Annotated in this window: 13 protein-coding genes; 9 read left to right on the top strand and 4 right to left on the bottom strand. The window is 68.1% G+C overall.

The window, feature by feature from the left end:
• The first annotated feature begins 71 nt into the window (after nucleotides 1–71).
• The 3 genes from lhgO to AF335_RS14410 all read left to right on the top strand — a co-directional run bounded on the left by lhgO (nucleotide 72) and on the right by AF335_RS14410 (nucleotide 3,749).
• On the top strand, nucleotides 72–1,280 hold the full coding sequence (gene lhgO, locus AF335_RS14420; protein ID WP_102918796.1) for an L-2-hydroxyglutarate oxidase: 1,209 nt from the start codon (nucleotides 72–74) through the stop codon (nucleotides 1,278–1,280).
• 233 nt (nucleotides 1,281–1,513) lie between these two features.
• Nucleotides 1,514–2,239 carry a tRNA (guanosine(46)-N7)-methyltransferase TrmB gene (trmB, locus tag AF335_RS14415; RefSeq protein WP_102918682.1) on the top strand — a complete coding sequence of 242 codons (726 nt, stop codon included), beginning with the start codon at nucleotides 1,514–1,516 and terminating at the stop codon, nucleotides 2,237–2,239.
• Between the two features lie 157 nt (nucleotides 2,240–2,396).
• Complete coding sequence (locus AF335_RS14410; RefSeq protein WP_102918681.1) at nucleotides 2,397–3,749, top strand: PrsW family intramembrane metalloprotease; 1,353 nt, start codon at nucleotides 2,397–2,399, stop codon at nucleotides 3,747–3,749.
• Between the two features lie 59 nt (nucleotides 3,750–3,808).
• On the opposite strand, the gene AF335_RS14405 is transcribed toward AF335_RS14410, so the two are convergent.
• The gene (locus AF335_RS14405; protein ID WP_102918680.1) at nucleotides 3,809–5,026 is read right to left on the bottom strand and encodes a DNA cytosine methyltransferase; all 1,218 of its coding nucleotides are present in this window, start codon (nucleotides 5,024–5,026) and stop codon (nucleotides 3,809–3,811) included.
• A 139-nt stretch (nucleotides 5,027–5,165) separates the two neighbouring features.
• Here AF335_RS14405 and AF335_RS14400 point away from each other — a divergent pair, with 139 nt between their 5' ends.
• From AF335_RS14400 to AF335_RS14375, 6 genes are all read left to right on the top strand, one after another.
• Nucleotides 5,166–5,591: a very short patch repair endonuclease gene (locus AF335_RS14400; protein WP_280524627.1), complete on the top strand. Its 426-nt coding sequence runs from the start codon at nucleotides 5,166–5,168 to the stop codon at nucleotides 5,589–5,591.
• A gap of 144 nt (nucleotides 5,592–5,735) precedes the next feature.
• A complete protein-coding gene (locus AF335_RS14395) occupies nucleotides 5,736–7,274 on the top strand; it encodes an ATP-binding protein (RefSeq protein ID WP_102918679.1) in 1,539 nt (512 codons plus the stop codon).
• Complete coding sequence (locus AF335_RS14390) at nucleotides 7,264–8,244, top strand: PD-(D/E)XK motif protein (RefSeq protein ID WP_102918678.1); 981 nt, start codon at nucleotides 7,264–7,266, stop codon at nucleotides 8,242–8,244. Before AF335_RS14395 ends, AF335_RS14390 begins: the two co-directional genes overlap by 11 nt.
• 46 nt (nucleotides 8,245–8,290) lie before the next feature.
• Nucleotides 8,291–11,269: a Z1 domain-containing protein gene (locus AF335_RS14385; protein WP_102918677.1), complete on the top strand. Its 2,979-nt coding sequence runs from the start codon at nucleotides 8,291–8,293 to the stop codon at nucleotides 11,267–11,269.
• Entirely contained in the window at nucleotides 11,266–12,324 is a 1,059-nt protein-coding gene (locus tag AF335_RS14380) for a DNA cytosine methyltransferase (RefSeq protein ID WP_376697853.1), read from the top strand. Before AF335_RS14385 ends, AF335_RS14380 begins: the two co-directional genes overlap by 4 nt.
• Before the next feature lie 72 nt (nucleotides 12,325–12,396).
• Nucleotides 12,397–13,626 carry a DNA cytosine methyltransferase gene (locus tag AF335_RS14375; protein ID WP_102918675.1) on the top strand — a complete coding sequence of 410 codons (1,230 nt, stop codon included), beginning with the start codon at nucleotides 12,397–12,399 and terminating at the stop codon, nucleotides 13,624–13,626.
• Here AF335_RS14375 and AF335_RS14370 read toward each other — a convergent pair.
• From AF335_RS14370 to AF335_RS14360, 3 genes are read right to left on the bottom strand one after another with little or no spacing between them, the layout of a single operon-like run.
• The gene (locus AF335_RS14370; protein ID WP_244927013.1) at nucleotides 13,595–14,521 is read right to left on the bottom strand and encodes a DUF6339 family protein; all 927 of its coding nucleotides are present in this window, start codon (nucleotides 14,519–14,521) and stop codon (nucleotides 13,595–13,597) included. The genes AF335_RS14375 and AF335_RS14370 overlap by 32 nt on opposite strands.
• Nucleotides 14,518–15,489, bottom strand: a complete 972-nt coding sequence (locus AF335_RS14365) for a hypothetical protein (protein ID WP_102918674.1) — start codon at nucleotides 15,487–15,489, stop codon at nucleotides 14,518–14,520. The genes AF335_RS14370 and AF335_RS14365 overlap by 4 nt, the downstream gene beginning before the upstream one ends.
• Nucleotides 15,486–17,528: a helix-turn-helix domain-containing protein gene (locus tag AF335_RS14360; RefSeq protein WP_107503481.1), complete on the bottom strand. Its 2,043-nt coding sequence runs from the start codon at nucleotides 17,526–17,528 to the stop codon at nucleotides 15,486–15,488. The genes AF335_RS14365 and AF335_RS14360 overlap by 4 nt, the downstream gene beginning before the upstream one ends.
• Between the last annotated feature and the right edge of the window lie 261 nt (nucleotides 17,529–17,789).

The following is a 17,789-nucleotide window of genomic DNA, read 5'->3' as shown; positions in this document are numbered from 1 at the left end:
GACGGTGGGTGAGGCGCCGAGGGCGCCGGGTGCCGGTCGCGGATGTCCGGCCGGTGCGGGGAGGTGACGGTGTGAGGGCGTACGACGGCGACGTACTGGTGGTCGGGGGCGGAATCGTGGGCCTCTCGACGGCGTACGCGATCACGCGCGCCGCTCCGGGTACGCGCGTCGTCGTCCTGGAGAAGGAGGCCGGCCCCGCGCGGCATCAGACCGGGCGGAACAGCGGAGTGATCCACAGCGGGATCTACTACCGCCCGGGATCGTTCAAGGCGCGATTCGCGGTGCGGGGCGCGGCGGAGATGGTGAAGTTCTGCGCCGAGCACGACCTGCCGCACGCGGTCACGGGCAAGCTGATCGTCGCCACGGAGCGCGCGGAGCTGCCCCGGCTGCACGCCCTGGTCCAGCGCGGCAGGGAGAACGGCATTCCGGTGCGGGAGCTGGGGCCCGCCCAGATCGCGGAGCGCGAGCCGCACGTCCGCGGGCTGGGCGCGATCCACGTGGGCACGACGGGGGTGTGCGACTTCGGCGCGGTGGCCCGCACGCTGGCCCGCCTCGCGGAGGACGCGGGGGCGTCGGTGCGGTACGGCGCGGAGGTGCGGGTGATCAGCCGGCGGGAGTCGGGGGTCGCGGTGCGCACGGCCGCGGGCGAGGTGTTGCGCGGCCGGGTCCTGGTCAATTGCGCGGGGCTGTACAGCGACACCGTGGCACGGCTGGCGGGGGACGACCCCGGCATGCGGATCATTCCGTTCCGGGGGGAGTACTTCACGCTGGATCCGGCCCGCGCCGAGCTGGTGCGCGGCCTGGTCTATCCGGTGCCGGACCCGGCGTTCCCCTTCCTGGGCGTCCATCTCACCCGGGGTGTCGACGGCTCGGTCCACCTGGGGCCGAACGCGGTGCCGGCGCTCGCGCGGGAGGGATACACCCGGGGGGCCGTGCGCCCTGGCGAGCTGGCGGGGGCAGTGGGCTGGCCGGGTGCGTGGCGGATGGCCGGGCGGCACTGGCGGTACGGCGCGGGCGAGATACGGCGGTCGCTGTCCAAGGCGGCCTTCACGGAGGCGGTGCGGCGGCTGCTGCCGGAGGTGTCGGCGGAGGACCTGATACCGGCGCCCGCGGGGGTGCGGGCGCAGGCGGTGCTGAGGGACGGCACCTTGGTGGACGACTTCCTGTTCGCCGAGTCGCCGCGGATGGTGCATGTGCTGAACGCGCCGTCCCCGGCGGCGACGGCTTCGCTGCCGATCGGGCGGGAGGTCGCGCGGCGGGCGCTGGCAGGGCTCGGGTGAGGGGGCTCGTGGTCCCGGGTGGCGGGGAGCTGGGCTCGGGTGAGGGCGCGTGGCCCCTGGTGGCGGGGAGCTGCCCGGCAGGCTCGGAGGCGGACCTGGGCAGTGAGCGCGGTCACGCGCGGGCCCGGCCCCGCGCGCCGGCACGCCCGTAGAATTGGAGCACTGTGCCCGAGAACAATGCCCCCACCCCAGACAGCAGCGGCCCGGCGTCCAGCGCCCGCAGGCGTGAGCCGATGTTCCCCGACGGACCGGCTCCGGATCCGGCGGGCTCGCATCACGAACGCCGCATCCGTTCGTTCCAGCCGCGCCGCAGCCGCGTGACCACCGGCCAGGGCGAGGCCCTGCGCCGCCTGTGGCCGAAGTGGGGCCTGGACATCGACGGCCTGAGCCGCCTCGACCTCGGGGAGCTGTTCGGCGACCCGAAGCTGCCCGTCGTGCTGGAGATCGGCTTCGGCATGGGCGAGGCGACGGCGCAGATGGCCGCCGCCGATCCGGGCACGGGCATCCTGGCCTGCGATGTGCACACCCCGGGCCAGGGCAATCTGCTCGGCCTCGCCGAGCGGAACGGCCTGACGAACGTCCGCGTCGCCAACGGCGACGCGATCATCCTGCTCCGCGAGATGCTCGCCCCGGACTCGCTCGCGGGCCTGCGCGTCTACTTCCCGGACCCGTGGCCGAAGAAGCGGCACCACAAGCGCCGTCTGATCCAGCCGGAGTTCCTGGCGCTGGCCGCCACGCGCCTGGCGCCGGGCGGGCTGCTGCACTGCGCGACGGACTGGGAGCCGTACGCGGAGCAGATGCTGGAGGTGCTCTCGGAGGCACCGGACTTCGAGAACACCCAGGCCGACGGCGGTTTCGCGCCGCGCCCGGACTTCCGCCCGCTGACGCGGTTCGAGGGGCAGGGGCTGGACAAGGGGCACGTGGTGCACGACGTGATGTTCACGCGCAAGGAGCGCTGAGGACGGAGCCGGGCTCCTGAGAGCCCGGTACTCCCCGGGGAGCACCCCGGGCCGCCCGGGGTGCGTGGGGTACGTGGGGGTACGTGGGACTGGGATGTCCGTCTCATGGGCGGAAAACGGCCCCCGTCCCGCGGGGGCCCTTCGTTAGGGTCATCGGGTGCATGAGTCCCCGCCCCACCACCAGCCGATCGCCGGGCCGGCGCCCGCCCACGGACAGCAGCCGAGCTTCCCCGCACTGCCCGCGCCGGCGGGCTGGCGCTACAAGCCGCGCCGGGCCCTGTGGGACAACAAGGCGGTGCGCGCGGGCGGACTGATCCTGCTGCTCGCGCTCTGCGGCCTGGTCATCCTCGCGCTGGTGCGGGAACAGACGGGCACCGAGGGCTTCCTGGTGGGCCTGGGGCTCGCGGTGCTGCCCGTACCGCTGCTGGTGGCGGCGTTCCGCTGGATGGACCGGGTCGAGCCCAAGCCCTGGCGGAACCTGATCTTCGCGTTCGCCTGGGGGGCGTGCGCGGCGACCCTGCTGGCGATCCTGGCGAACGGCTACGCCACGAAGTGGCTGCTGAACACGGTCGACGCGGCCCAGCGGGCGGACGCGAACGCGTGGGGCGCGACGTTCGTCGCGCCGGTGGTCGAGGAGAGCACCAAGGCAGCGGCGGTGCTGCTGCTGTTCCTCTACCGGCGCCGGGACTTCAACGGGATCGTGGACGGCGTGGTGATCGCCGGCATCACCGCCACCGGCTTCGCCTTCACGGAGAACATCCTCTATCTGGGCAACGCCTTCGCCAACGACCAGAGCTTCGGCTACACGGGGCTGCGCTCGACGACGGCGGCGACGTTCTTCATCCGCGTCCTGCTGTCCCCGTTCGCGCACCCGCTCTTCACGTCGATGACGGGCCTGGGCTTCGGCATAGCCGCGACCCTGGCCCCGCACCGACGCGTGCGCCGCTTCCTGATACCGCTGGCGGCCCTGCTGACGGCGATGGTCCTGCACGGCGTCTGGAACGGCTCGGCGAGCCTGCCCGCCGTGGGCTTCCTGGCGGTCTACAGCCTGTTCATGGTCCCGGTCTTCGGCGCCCTGACCTGGCTGACGATCTGGTCCCGCCAGAACGAGCTGCGCACCGTACGCGCCCACCTGCCCGCCTACCAGGCGGCCGGCTGGCTCACTCCGCCCGAGCCGATCGCCCTGTCGTCGATGCGCGCCCGCGGCATGGCCCGCGACCTGGCCCGCCGCACCGGCGGCCCGACGGCCGCCCGCGCGGTGGCCGAGTACATCTCCTTCGCGACGTCCCTGGCCTTCCTCCGCCAACGCGCCCACAACGGCACAGCGGGCCCGGACTTCACGTCCCGCGAACAGGAACTCCTGCACCATCTGTGGCAACGCAAGCACTTGGCACAGCCGGCGCTGGCGCATGCGTCGACGGCGGTGCCGCGGGCGTTTGTGGCTACGGCACCGGGATGGTCCGCGCCCTCACAGGGGTGGCAAGGCGTACGAGGCCCCGGGCCTTGGTAGAGCCCGGGACCGGCCCGTTAGCGGCCGTCACTTCGAGGGACGGAGCCCGATGCTCCTAATCAGGAGGCCGGGCCTACGCGCTCAGGTTCTGCTTCCGGGAACGTGAGCTGCCCCAACTCCGCGAGCTCCGACACGACGGGGCTATGACTCGGGGTACCGACCGCGGTATCCCGACGAACGGCCGGAATCACCGTGCGGATATCGTCCGCTGACGAGCTCGGCTGCCCATCAGGGCGGAGAACCGCCGCGATCGCCCTGCCCACGGCCTCCGCGACCGGAGGCGGGAAGGCGTTGCCTACCTGGCGGTAACGGGCCGTCTTCCTGCCCTGGAACTTCCAGTGGCGTGGGAAGCCCTGGATGATCGCTGCCTGCTCGACGGTGAGCATGGGGCCTTTCTCCCGGAAGAGGTCCCGTTCCGGAGCGCACTCCTCAGGGTCGTTCGCAACGCCCCATCCGTCGACCCCGAGTGACTCCCACGTGGCCTTGGCACGGCTGGGCCCAAGGTCGGCGCCGCCGTGCTTCTTGGACCCTCCGACAAGGGTGGGCGCCTCGGACCCTCGCAGGGTCGCCTTCCCCTGCCACTCCCGGAAAGTGGCCAGACCTCTGTCACCGTACGGTTCGTACCGCTCTCGCATCGTTTCCTCGAGCGCCTCGGCAACGGAAACGATTCCGTCGTCACCGGTCGGCCACTCGAACCCGGCGTCCTTCAGGTACGCATTGTGGATCATTACAAGGATGGCGCGCGGGCGCAGCTGAGGGACTCCGTAACGCCGGGCCTCGACAAGCTGCCAGCCACAGAACTCGTACCCGTAGCCCCGGAGCTCCGCCACGATGCGGGCGCGGTATGGCGCGAACTTCGCGTCGAGGATCCCGCGGACATTCTCGATCATGACGGCCTTGGGCAGGAGCTGCTCCACCAGCTCGAGCATCCGCGGGAAAAGGTCCCGTTCGTCCTCCTCGCCGAGCTGCTTTCCGGCGATCGAGAACGGCGGACAGGGCACACCCCCGGCAAGCAGGTCCAGCTCGCCGGGCTGGAGTCCGAACTTCACGAGCTGCGGATGCACGAACGGGTCGACGGCGTTCACGTCATCCTCGACGACCTCACAGCCGGCCCAGTCAGGGTGCTGCAGCACATTGACACGCAAGGTCTCGCAGGCGTGCCCGTCGATCTCCAGGAGAGCAAGGTGCCGGAACCCGGCGGCATGCAGACCGAGCGCCTGCCCCCCGGCACCGGCACAGATTTCGATCGACGTCAGCGATGTTTCGCTGGAGTTCACAGTCCCCCCTCATTGCGACGTGAGCAGATACCCCAGTCTCACACCCGGGAGTGACATATCGAACTAGCGTTTGAAAATAAGCTACTGTGCCGAGCTCGGAACAGCCTCCAACAGACCCGCTCGCCGGCAGAATGGACGCGTGCCGGTCATCCCTTCCTCGCCTCGCAAGTCGGCCGAGATGAGTCGGCAGGCGAGTCGCGACACGACCCCTGAAATGGCGGTGCGGCGCCTCCTCTACAAGGCAGGGCATCGCTACCGACTCCAGCGCAAGGTGCCGGGCATGCCGCGGCGCAGCATCGACATCGCATTTCCCGGCATCAAAGTCGCCGTCTTCCTCGACGGCTGCTTTTGGCACGGGTGCCCGCAGCACGCCACGAGCCCAAAGGCCAACGCCGACTGGTGGCGGCAGAAGCTGGATCGCAACGTCGCCCGCGATCAGGAGACCACCGAGCAGCTGATCGAGGCAGGCTGGACAGTGCTGCGCTTCTGGGAACACGAGGCCCCCACCACCGTGGCCGCCGACGTGGCCGCTGCCGTCGCCGCGGCACGGGCGTCCCGACGCTGAGCTCCGTTCTCGCACCCGCTGTGACCGATCCAATTACACGGATCGGGCCTCACTGTCAGATATGTGGACTACGGTCGTTATCGGTCGTACAGATTCTGTCACCGCACGTAACCTGAGCCGCCCACTTGGATGCCAAGGCTGAACATGACCGACTGGAAGTTCGACGTTCCCACCACAGGGAGCAAGCACCTGCCGCCTGACCCCCGTTACGTCGAGGCTCTGAGCAGCCAGGGATACGGGTTCGAGGTCGCCATAGCCGACCTCGTCGACAACTCCATCGACGCGGGCGCCAAGGACGTGGTGATCCACTTCCTCCGGGACGACGACCGGTTGGTCTCACTTCTCGTGGTCGACGACGGCCACGGCATGGACGAAGAGGCGCTGGACGTCGCCATGACCGTCGGCGGCCGCCGGGGCTACGCGTCGGGCGCCCTGGGCATGTTCGGCACCGGGCTCAAATCCGCCTCGCTGTCGCACGCCGGCGCCGTCACCGTCGTGAGCACCACCAAGCGGACCCGAACGGTCGGCCGGCGGTGGCGGATGCAGCATGCGCGAGCGGACTTCCAGTGCGACATCGTCGACCCCGCCTACGCGCAGAGTTTGATCGACCGATACGACAACAACCGTCCCATTCAATGGCAGGGCACCGTTGTCCGGTGGGACGGGGTCAAAGACTTCCCGAAGCACGGCGGTGGTGGTCAGACCGATCGCTACCTCCAGCGGACGATCAATAAGCTCGGGCTCCACCTCGGCCTGTACCTGCACCGCTTCCTGGCACGGAACGACTTCAACATCACGATCGCTGTCGAGGACGTCCGTACGCGTACCGTGTACCTGGACTTCGGCGTCGAACCCCTCGACCCGTTCGGATACCCGGTGTCGGGAAGCGCGGACTATCCGCGTCGATTCACCACGACCGTTCCGGGGGCGGCGATCGATCTCTCTCTCGAAGCCCACGTCTGGACGCCCAAGTCGAACCTCGACGAGTACCGGGCAGTGGGCCCGGTCGCCGACCGTCAGGGCTTCTACTTCTACCGCAACGACCGTCTTGTGCAGGCCGGCGGCTGGAACAACTTCCGCCAGCCCGAACAACACCTCGCGCTCGCCAGGGTCGCCGTCGACCTGCCGGCAGTGCCGAACGACATCTTCCGACTTACGGTGAAGAAGTCCGGCGTCGACACGTCCCCCGAGTTCATCGAAGGGCTGGAAAAGGCCACCGATGTACGGGGACGTCCGTTCACGCAGTACCTCGCGGACGCGGACGCCGCCTATCGAGAGGCCCGCAAGCGCTCCGGCACGGAACGGAAGCCCGTGATCGGACCAGGTCGTGGGCTCGCCCCCGAGGTGCGGGCCACTATCGAGGAAGAGCTTCCCCTGCTCCCCCTCGAGGAACCCATCTCGATGGTGTGGCAAAAGCTCGACACAGATCTCTTCTTCGAACTGGACCGTGAGAAGCGTCTGGTCGCCCTCAATCAGCATTACCGCCGAGCGATCCTGGGTGGTCGGGACGGCAGTCTCAACGATGCCCCGCTGCTGAAGTCGCTGATGTACTTGATGCTGCACCGTGTCTTCGAGAAGGAGTACAGCGGCTCCCGGGAGAAGGACAATCTGCAGATGTGGCAGTCGATCCTGGTATCGGCCGCCCGCAGTGAGCTCGACCGGGTAGCCGACCATGACAGCTGACAGCCGAGCCTCTTGGTCCGAGGTCGAGGAGTATCTCGAGTCGGGTCTCAGTGTCTCCTTCCCGTTGGCGTCCTCCGGCTCCCCCCGTGTGGACTACGTCGTCTCGGACGACCGCGATATAGCGCTCCACCTCCAGCTGAGCCCACGACAACGACTTCCCCGCTCACCGCACCCCCTCATACGTGTGGAGGAGATCGCCTACCAGGGCCTCCGTATGGCGCGGCTGCGCACGACGCAGCGCACCCTGATGCGCGACTTCCACGACCTCCTCTGCTCTGTCGCCGACCGGGTGACCGTGGGACACCGAACCCCTGAGCAGGCATTCGCTGAGACGGTGCGCGCCTGGCGAGCCTTGCTCGAAAGGCCGCGCGGGCTGTCCGCAGAGAAGCGAATAGGTCTGATGGGTGAACTGGCGGTCCTGGAGAACCTGGCTGAGACCCATGGCTGGAGCAGCGCTGTCGATTCATGGAAGGGCCCGCTCGACGAGGAGCACGACTTCAGCACCGAGGTGTACGACGTGGAGGTGAAGACCACCTCCACAGAGGAGCGTGAGCACTCGGTCCACGGATTCGGCCAGTTGACGCCTTCGCCCGGCCGACCTCTGTGGTTCGTCTCCGTACAGGTCACCCGCGGAGGCGCGGGCGGGCGAACGCTGACGCAGTGCGTCGAGTCCGTCCAGAGCAAGGTCGCCGAAGAGGCACCCGCCGCTCTGGACCGCCTCGATCTGCTCCTCGACAGACTCGGCCTCCCGTGCGGCCAGGACGACGAGCGGTGGAGGATACGCGCTGCCCCGCTCGTGCTGGAGGCTGCTGATCACTTCCCTTCCCTGAGCCGCTCCGTCCTGAGCAGTCTCCCGAAGGAGACCGCCGAGCGGATCAAGGACATCGACTACCGCATCGACCTCACCGGGCTGGACCCGTCGCCCGAGCCCCCGGAGGCCCTGCGCGGCCCATTCCGGCTGCCCCAGTGATCGACCAGCATCCTTACCCGCCCGCAGCAAGCCGAGGAACGACCACATGACGTCCACAGAGAACGACAAGGCTCTCCTGGAAGTGCACCGGAGTGCCCTGGAGGGCATGCCGGCCGGCAAACCCATGCCCCTGTCCACGATCGTCGCCTTCCACGCCGATGTGCACGGCATCACCGTGGACTCGTCCGAAGCCGCGTTCCGGGACGCTGTCACCCGTGACACCGAGGAGTCGCTCGCCCTGCTGAAGCTGTGGCGCAGGCATCTCACCCACTGGGACCGCGCAACGGATACTTCCGCCGGTTCCTGGTGCTCGGGCAGCGAGAGCCGGACCGAGGGACGGCGGTCAGCCGTGTTCGACCGGCTCGGCTTGGAAGCCGCGACACGCAAGCTCCTCGACGACGCGATCCCCGTCACGACAGAGACGGGTCCGGTGGTCATAAGCCAGGAGTACACGCCGTGGCGCGGCATCGGGACTCCCCGGGGCGTCGACTGGTACTGGCCCGCGTACGAGCGCTACCTGCGCGAAGTCAAGGGTTGGCCGGACGAGACAGTCGCGGATGTGAGCGATGCCGCCGAGCGCGTTGTGGAACGGCTGGCGGACCCCACGTCCGTCGAGGCGTACCAGTCGAAGGGCCTTGTCGTCGGATACGTCCAGTCGGGCAAGACCGCGAATTTCACCGGCGTTATCGCCAAGGCTGTCGACGCGGGTTACCGCCTCGTCATCGTGCTCGGCGGAACTCTGAACCTGCTGCGCGGCCAGACCCAGCGGCGGCTCGACATGGAGCTCGTCGGCCGGGAGAACATCCTGCGCGGGACGGTAGAGACCGAGTCGGACTACGCGGATGATCGCGACTGGCTGCGTGACCGCTTCATCAAGCACTCCGGGCTGCCCTCCGAACTGGGTGCCTTCGATATCGAGCGCCTCACCACGCGGGAGAACGACTACAAGTCCCTGGCCCAGGGGATCCGGGCCCTGGAGATCGAGAAGCGCGAAAAGTCGCTCCCGCTGCACGACCCTCGGAACCTGGACCACGCCGCAGCCCGGCTGATGGTGGTCAAGAAGAACAAGACGGTGCTGGCCAAGCTCGTCAAGGACCTGAAAAAGATCAGCGGGCTCCTCGGTGAGATCCCCACCCTGATCATCGATGACGAGTCCGACGAAGCATCGGTCAACACCGTCAACCCCCGGCGCAACGGCAACGCGGAGCGCACCGCGATCAATGAGAAGCTCTCGGAGCTGCTCAGCCTGCTCCCCCGTGCCCAGTACGTCGGTTACACCGCGACCCCGTTCGCCAATGTGTTCATCGACCCCAGTGACACCGCTGACATCTTCCCCAAGGACTTCCTGATCTCCCTGTCACGCCCGAAGGGGTACATGGGTGTCCAGGACTTCCACGACCTCGACCCGCTGCTGGTGCCGGAGGACGAACGTACCTTCGCCAACTCCAACGAGCTGGCCTACGTACGGTCCATCGACGCCTCCGAAGAGGAGGACGACGACCTCTCGCTCCGGCGGGCCATAGACATGTTCGTCCTCACCGCCGCGATCAAAATCTTCCGGGAGACCGAAGATCCGCTGGTCCCGCCGGAGACGTATCGGCACCACACCATGTTGGTGCACGAGTCCCGGCTGACCGCCGACCACCGAGAGCTCAAGGGTCGCATCCTCAAGCTGTGGGACGAGTCCGGCTACACAAGCGCGGCCGGTCACGCCCGCCTGCGTGAGCTCTTCGAGTCCGACCTGCTCCCCGTTTCCCGTGAGCGGGCCGACGGCTACGCCGTTCCGGAATCGTTCGAGAAGCTCGCCCCTTACGTAGGTGCCGCGACGGCCCGCATCGGCGGCGATCTCAACCCGGTCATCGTCGTCAACGGCGACAAGGACATCGAGAGCGGCGAGGCCGACTTCGAGCGCCGCTCCATCTGGAAGATCCTGCTGGGCGGACAGAAGCTGTCCCGCGGCTTCACCGTGGAAGGTCTGACCGTCTCGTACTACCGCCGCCGTGCGGGCAACGCCTCCACCATGATGCAGATGGGCCGCTGGTTCGGCTTCCGCGAGGGCTATCGCGACCTGGTGCGTCTCTGGATCGGCCGGAACGAGACGGCAGGCAGCAAGGAGCTCGACCTCTACGAGGGGTTCGGGGCCATCTGCCGGGACGAGGAGTCCTTCCGAGCCCAGCTCGCCCAGTACTCGGTCCTGGTCGACGGCCGTCCTCAGGTCACCCCCGCCCAGGTGCCGCCGCTGGTCTCCCAGCACCTTCCCTGGCTCAAGCCGACCAGTCCGAACAAGATGTACAACGCCCGGCTGGTAGAGGTCCGGTCCCCGGGTGAATGGCAGGAGCCGACGGCCTACCCGACACAGCCGGCAGCACTCCGGCACAACGTCGGGCTCTGGACTCCGATCCTGGAACAGTTGCCCACTGCCCCGACGACCTTCACCTACGAGTTCGACGACGTTGCGAGGCGCCACCGTGTGGACGCCCTCGTCGGCGCCGTGCCCGCGGATACGGTGCTCAGCGTTCTGTCCTCCCTGAAATGGCACTCCGGTGAGCAGTTCGCCCCCCACCTGGCTTACCTGGAAGAGATCACCAAACACTCCGGGCAGATCGACGACTGGCTCGTGGTGGCTCCACAGCACACCGCCCGGCGACAGCAGATCGTCCTCGGCGACTCCGCCCGGCCCTTCTCGTGGTTCGGCGTGGAGCGGCGACGCGACCCCTTGTTCGGCGCGATCAGCAATCCGCGACACCGCGCTGCGCTGCTCCGGATCGCCGGTGCGCTGCCCTCCTGCGGGGATGCCGCCACCGAGCAGTACGTGAGGGAACGGCGAGGAGTGATCGCGCTGTATCCGATCGTGGAGAAGCGGAACGCGGATGCGATCACTCCGGACGGGCGCATCGACCCCGGCAAGGTAGTGATGGCCTTCGCCTTCGTCGCCCCTTCGGCGGCGCGCGGCCGGAGCAATCAGGTGGTCCGGTTCACCACGATCGACTCGTCCCGAGAGAACGAAGCGATCATCTCGCAGTGACCCGAGCGCCTTCCTCGCCTGTTCCACCCGAGCCTTCCAGGAGATCCGCCGTGCCGACGCCCCGCTTCACGTCTCTCGAGATCTGTGCCGGCGCCGGAGGACAGGCCCTCGGGCTGGAACAGGCAGGATTCGCGCCCTTGGCTCTGATCGACAACGACCGGGATTCATGTGAAACCCTCCGCGCCAACAGGGAGGAGTGGAACGTCCTGGAGGCCGACCTGCTCACCTTCGATCCCGCGGAGCATCCGTACCTCTACGACGTGGACCTCATGGCAGCCGGTCCACCTCGGGTCAGGTCGCTGAACGGTGGGAAACAGCTTCCGCAGGACCTCGAAGCGCGTCGGCTCCTGAAGGCGACGATCTATCTGGTGCACGCGGTGCGGCCCCGAGCCCTCCTGATAGAGAACATCGCGGATCTGGTCGAGTCCGCGCACCTCACCGATCTTCGCGCCTTTGTCCGTGATGAGCTGGAACACCTGGGCTACGAGCTGCATCGCACGGTCCTCGACGCGGCGGACTTCGGCGTCCCCCAGGAGCGGAGGCAGGGCTTCTTCGTGGCGCTGCGAAAGGGTTACACGGGCCGGTTCCAGTGGCCCGAGCCCGTGGTGAATCAAACGCCCACCGTGGGGGACGTACTCGAGTTCTCCATGGCGGAACGGGGCTGGCCGCACGCGTCGGACTGGGCCGCGTGGGCGGCCCGACCTGCGCCGACGATCGTCGGTGGATCAAAGAACCGGGGCGGACCCGACCTCGGCCAGAGCGGCAGCAAAGCCGCGTGGGAGAAGCTGGGGGTCAACGGCAACTCTCTCGGGGACGCGGTGCCTGCCCAGGACTTCCCCTGGCCGCCGGAAACCGAGGACCGGAAGCTCCTCCCCAAGCTCACTATCCCGCAGGTCGCCACCCTCCAGTCTTTTCCCCCGCGCTGGGAACTGAGGGGGAACAAGACGTCCCGGTACTGTCAGATCGGTCACGCCTCACCACCGCCCGTCGCCGCGGCCATGGGGCGGGCGATAGCCGCCGCGCTCGGCGATGAAGGGGGTCCGGGGCGTGAATGAGAGCCGAGCGTGCCCCACGCGCCCTCCACGCTCTATCGGCTCAGGCGTCTCCGCAGACTAGACTTTCCCACCATGACCAGTGCCGCCTCCGACTCCCCCCGCGTCGAACCGATCAAGGTCATCGACCTGTTCGCGGGCGCCGGAGGCTTCTCGACCGGTTTCCACGCGTACGTGCCCGAGGGGCACACCGCGTCACCGTTCGTCTCCGTGGCAGCGGTGGAGTTCGACGAGGCGGCGGCGTCCACGTATGCAGCGAACTTCCCGGAAGCCGAAGTGCACGCCGGTGACATCGGCGAATGGGATCCCGGTGACTTCATCGGCTCCGAGGTGATTCTGGGCGGGCCGCCGTGTCAGGGGTTCTCGGGCCTCGGTAAGGAAAAGGCCGACGACCCGCGAAACCAGCTCTGGCAGGAATACATTCGAGTGGTCAAGAAGGTCTCCCCCAAGATCTTCATCATGGAGAACGTGGACCGCTTTCTCCGCTCGGGTCAATTCGAAGAACTCAAGAAAATCACGGCGCCCGGCGAGCAGCTCGAGGAATACGAGCTGCGTGTAGAGATTCTGAACTCGGCGGACTACGGGGTACCGCAGGCCCGCAAGCGCGCCATCGTCATCGGCACCCACAAGGACCTGCCGGTCACGAAGCACCCTCGTCCGACGCATGATCGGAAGGCGGACGCGTGGCAGCCGGCGTTGGCGGACCCGGGCGACTCCGAACCTCCTCAGCCCTGGGTGGCGGTGGGGCCCGCGGTGTTCGACCGAACACGGTTCGTGGAATTGCGGGACATGCCTGAACGGCCGGGCGGTGACGACTCCCCACTGGGCCTCAAGCAACCGGGGCCGTTCTTCACCCACGAGCTCCACATTCGACGCACGCCGGAAATGCTCTCCCTCGCCCGCTACCGTGCTATCCCGCCCGGCGGAAATCGACACGACTTGCGCGGGAAATGGGTGGAGCTCGAGGACCGGTGCATCTACCTCTCCACGCCGAGCTGGGACGCTCACAACAACGGCTCCGGCGACGTCATGGGGCGCATGCACGCGGACCGACCTTCCGTGACCATCCGCACCGAGGCGTACAAGCCGGAGAAGGGGCGGTATCTCCACCCCACGGAGCACCGCCCGATCACTCAGTACGAGATGGCCCTGATCCAGGGGTTCCCGGAAGATTTCAAATGGCACGGGACCAAGATCGAGATCGCCCGTCAGATCGGCAATGCCGTACCGATCGGCCTCGCCAAGGCACTGGCCTCGGTCGTGTACAAGACGCTCAGAGACGAAGCCCGGGCTTGTCCAGACTGACCCCCTGAGGCCGGGGCGATTCCGCCCCTTCCTCCAGGAGCCTCCGGCCCCGCACCGGAGCCACCTCCGCGAGCCGCTCGAACCATTCCACCAGCGCCGCTGTGGACGCTTCGTCCACCCGCCCGTCATCCGGCCCCACGGGCAGGCGGTCGTCAGGTGCCGGCGACGCTTCCTCGATCGCGTCGATCCAGTCCTGCAAGGCGTCGGCGTCCTGTGGCTCGTCAGGGGCGAGCACCTCGTAGATCATGGTGGCGGACGCCGCGTAGGCGAGTTTCGCCAAGCCGTTGACCTGCCGGCCCGTCGTGGCCACACGGACGATCGCCTGCGCGGCGGGGCGGTGCAGGGCCATTTCCTGTCGGAGGACCGTGTTCAGAACATCCTGGTTCCGGCACGCGACCTCGACCGGTTTGTAGTCCTTGCCGTCCCGGAAGAGCTCCGCCGCCCACCACAGCCGGGAGAAGCACTGGGAGTGCCAGGGCCCGCAGTACCGGGCCACCTGGCCCACGACCCGACGCTCGCCGTCCTGTGGACGGCCCCAACGCCACCGCACGAAGTCCGGCGCCGCACACAGGGCCAGGAAGTTCCACAGCCCCGAGTCCGCGGCCTCGGCCCTGGTGATCCGCAGCGCGTAGTGCAGCCTGGGTGCGAGCCAGGCGTCGGAGGCCGTGGGTGGCTGGTCACGGAAACGTCTCATGGCCTCGTCGCACAGCAGGCGTACGGGCTCCACGGCCCGGCGCGACGCCCCGGTCCCGGAAAATTCGGCGGCCCGGCGGAGACGCCGGTCCGGCATCGGCTCGAATCCGGCCAGGACCCCCGAGGTCAGTGTCCTGAGAGCGACCGACGACGGGAGTCGGCCGATGTCGCCGCGAGTCGTCGCCTCCTCTGCCGCGTTCACACCGACTCCTTCGCATTGGCCATCCGGCCGAGCGACTTGAGCGCGCTCGCCACAGCCTTCGGTTTGCGTGACTGGAGGGTAGCGGCATGCATCACCCGCCTCTGCAGGTCCCCTCCGCTCTGCCCTTCGGCCCGCTTCTCGACGAGTTCCGTAAGTGCGTCGCCCGGGGCCCGGTCAGTGAAGAGATCCGGCAGCATGCGTCTCAGGACGTCCTCGTGCCACCCGCCGGGCCATTGCACCTGCCCGTCCTCCGTCCCGCTCGCATAGAGGGCGGCGTTGAACATGGCGGCCCACGACTCGGAGGCTATCTGCGCGGCCATCACCTCACGGGTGATCTTCTGCTCGGTGGTGGTCGCGTGCTCCAGGACTCCGCGCAGTCCTTCCACGCCGGAATTCAGGTAGAGAACGGGCTCGTCGGCCTGTGCGTCCAGGAGCCACGGGTCGTCCCGGAACTCGGCGAACTCCTGGTTGGCCTCTTCGGTGAAATCCTTCCAGATCATCTTGATGGAGCGCCGCTGTGTGGGCGATGCGGCCTCGAAGTCCGCCCGCCAGCGGTCCCTCGCGGTCCCGATGAGACGGCCGGCTTCGCCTCCGACCTCCGCCACGACCCAGGCATCGATCTCGCAGGCGTCCAGCTGCTCACCCTTCCGCAGTTCGACCGCCCCTCGCCAGGTCCCGGCACCTTCGGGGCGGAGCTCGAACGTGTGGCGGATCTTGGTGGTTCTGTTGCGTACGACGGCGACGCACATCGGCGCGGTCCACGGGCCGGCCGCCAGCTCACCGGCGTCCGCGGTGACGGTCACCTTGATCCTTATCTCGTTCCACCGCCCCTTCACCTCGTGCAGAGCGATCACGTGCTCCCGGTCGGAGATCAGACCCAGCGGTCGAGGCGTGTTGTCAACCATGACCTCGTCCGCGACCAGAGTGATCTCACCGGTCAGAACGGGGTAAGGGAATATTGCCTTCACGCCTTCGCCTCCTTCGCTCGGGGCACATCCACCTCGATGCGCGACATGACCGCCGGCACCGGATGACTGGCGGCGTCCGTCACCCCGCTGAAGACGCCTCTCCGACCACGGAACGCTAGATTCCCGGCCTCGGTCAGCTCACAGTTCTTCACCGGAACCAGACTGCCGGCCCACCGCACGGGGATACCGCCGCCGTCACGTCCCATGAACCTGACCACGGGGGCGAGTACCCACGGTTCCTCCCGCTCGGGGTACTTCACCGTCACGGTCACGCGCCACGCCGACTGCTCGTCGACGTGTCCCTCGACCGCGTGGATCGTCGGGAAGCCCTGTGTCCGGGACGCCTTGGGCGGGTCGAGCCGGAGCAGCTCCCGGAGAACCTCCGGCCCCTCCTCCTCGCTCTGCTCTGCGTCGTCGGCCCGGAGCGCCTCACGGACCGACTGCTCCGCATCCCGTTTGAAGTTCACGACGCATTGCCGCGCACCCCGCACGTACATCGCGGTGAGGTCCTCGGTTCCGGTCCAGTCGTTGTGGTCCGGTGGTTCGGAGGCCCGGAGGAGCTGCTCGGCCGACGCCACGTCGGGGGTCTCCCTCCGTGTGGCAGCACCCGCGAGCAGGACGGCCTGGAAGCTCCGGTGCCCCATCGGGAGGTCGCCGACCTTTTTACTCTTCACCACCATTCGCGTGGCCCTCATGTACGAGATGTGATCGGGTCGGGGCTCGTCGTCGCCGGCGGGCGTGATGAGCAGCACCGCGTCGTGCGTCCCGGACGTGTTCGGTCCCGCACCCGCCGCGTCCTTCGCGCGCGGCAGCTTGAGCGGCACCGTCACCTGGAGGACATCCTCACGTGCTGTCAGTTCGGAGACCGTGTCGCCGTCAAGGTACGCCTTGACAGCCCTGGACCGGGCCGGTTCGTGGCGATGGGGATCGATGCGCTCCTCGGCCCTGACGATCTGCCCGTTACGCCACGACGTCACGGAGGCCCGCAGAAGCGGATCCGCGTTCTCGCCTCCCACCATGGAGGCCCAGAAGTTGCGGGCGACTCCCGCCACCAGGCGCTCGTGCATCTCCTCCAGCTGCTCGGTGTCCCCGGAACCGTCGTAGGCCCCGACCACAAGGAAGGACGTCCCAGGCGCCGTGTCTTCCCGTTCCAGGTACAAGCTCCGCGCCGTCGCCCGGTCCCCCCACCACGACCGAGCCGAGTCTGCCCGGTCCGGATCCTTCACCCCGAACCATGCCGGGCCCGCGAACTCGTCCGCGCCCAAGGCGTGCCAAGGCAGTTCGAGCCTGCCGGCCATACGGCGCTCGTACCGACCGTCCTGGCTCTCGGAGAGCGTGCTGTTCACCAAAACCAGGCCGAAGCGGCTCGCCGCCCACAGCGCGGCCTTGCCCAACCCGTAGGACCCTCCTTGGGTTCCTGCCTTCCCGCTGTCCAACGTTCTGCGCACCACCCGGGCGAAACGGCCGTCGGAGTAGTCCGGGCCGGTCAGACCAGTGGCGTTGAAGTCGTCCACCCTCAGCAGCACGAGGCGCTTCGTACGGTCCAGCTCCTGGAGACCGTCGAGCAGTACCCGACCAACCTTCTGTCCGGGGTCGGCGGCGGCCCGGAGGTGCTTTTCGATCTCACTCCATCGGAGCGCTTCCAAGAAGGCTTCGAGGTGCTGCCCCGTGACCTCGTGCAGCACGAAGCGCGACAGGACCGGCCCCCCGCCGGGCAGGCGTTCGTCGAGACTGTTCTGCGTCGCCTCGCGCGCGAGGACCTCCAGATTGGCCGCAAAGGCGAAGGCCGCCGCGTTGCCACCCTCGCGACCTCCGTCGGCGGGTGCCTTCCGGAAGATCCAAGAGAGTTCGGACGACGACACTGCGGGTGGGCGCCTGCTGACCGCATCCTCGGCGGCGACGCCCAACGCCTGGGCAATGGCAGCGATCTTCTCGTAGCGGGGCACGGAACGGCCGACCACCCACGCGGTCACCGCTGCCGGTGTCACGTCGATAGCCGCCGCCAACTCCTTCTGGGACATCCCTCGTTGCCGCAGCATCCCCTTGAGCCACGTCGAAAAATCCTGCGGCACGCCACACCCTCCCCGCCCCTTGACTCCCTTCCCGCACACTAGCGCGGTTAATTACAGGCCATCAAATTTACTTTCCTAATATCAAGAACGTCCGAATGAGGCACGGCACCGAAGCAACTTCGTGAAATTGTTCTCTAATCGGATAGAAGTTCACACGATCGCCGAAGGTGTCGGCCGCGAGCCGCACCTACGGAACGCAGTACGGGCGGAGAGACGCCCGCCCGTACG

The organism is Streptomyces eurocidicus, assembly GCF_002891295.1.
Classification (GTDB): Bacteria; Actinomycetota; Actinomycetes; order Streptomycetales; family Streptomycetaceae; genus Streptomyces; species Streptomyces eurocidicus.
Note: the sequence above shows the minus strand (reverse complement) of the source record. Positions and strands in the feature narration are given on the sequence as shown.

Excerpts from the sequence above, each read along its gene's own strand:
- AF335_RS14375 (WP_102918675.1), top strand. The coding sequence starts at position 12,397 with ATGACCAGTGCCGCCTCCGACTCCCCCCGCGTCGAACCGATCAAGGTC.
- trmB (WP_102918682.1), top strand. The coding sequence starts at position 1,514 with ATGTTCCCCGACGGACCGGCTCCGGATCCGGCGGGCTCGCATCACGAA.
- AF335_RS14360 (WP_107503481.1), bottom strand. The coding sequence starts at position 17,528 with ATGCTGCGGCAACGAGGGATGTCCCAGAAGGAGTTGGCGGCGGCTATC.
- AF335_RS14385 (WP_102918677.1), top strand. The coding sequence starts at position 8,291 with ATGACGTCCACAGAGAACGACAAGGCTCTCCTGGAAGTGCACCGGAGT.
- AF335_RS14390 (WP_102918678.1), top strand. The coding sequence starts at position 7,264 with ATGACAGCTGACAGCCGAGCCTCTTGGTCCGAGGTCGAGGAGTATCTC.
- AF335_RS14395 (WP_102918679.1), top strand. The coding sequence starts at position 5,736 with ATGACCGACTGGAAGTTCGACGTTCCCACCACAGGGAGCAAGCACCTG.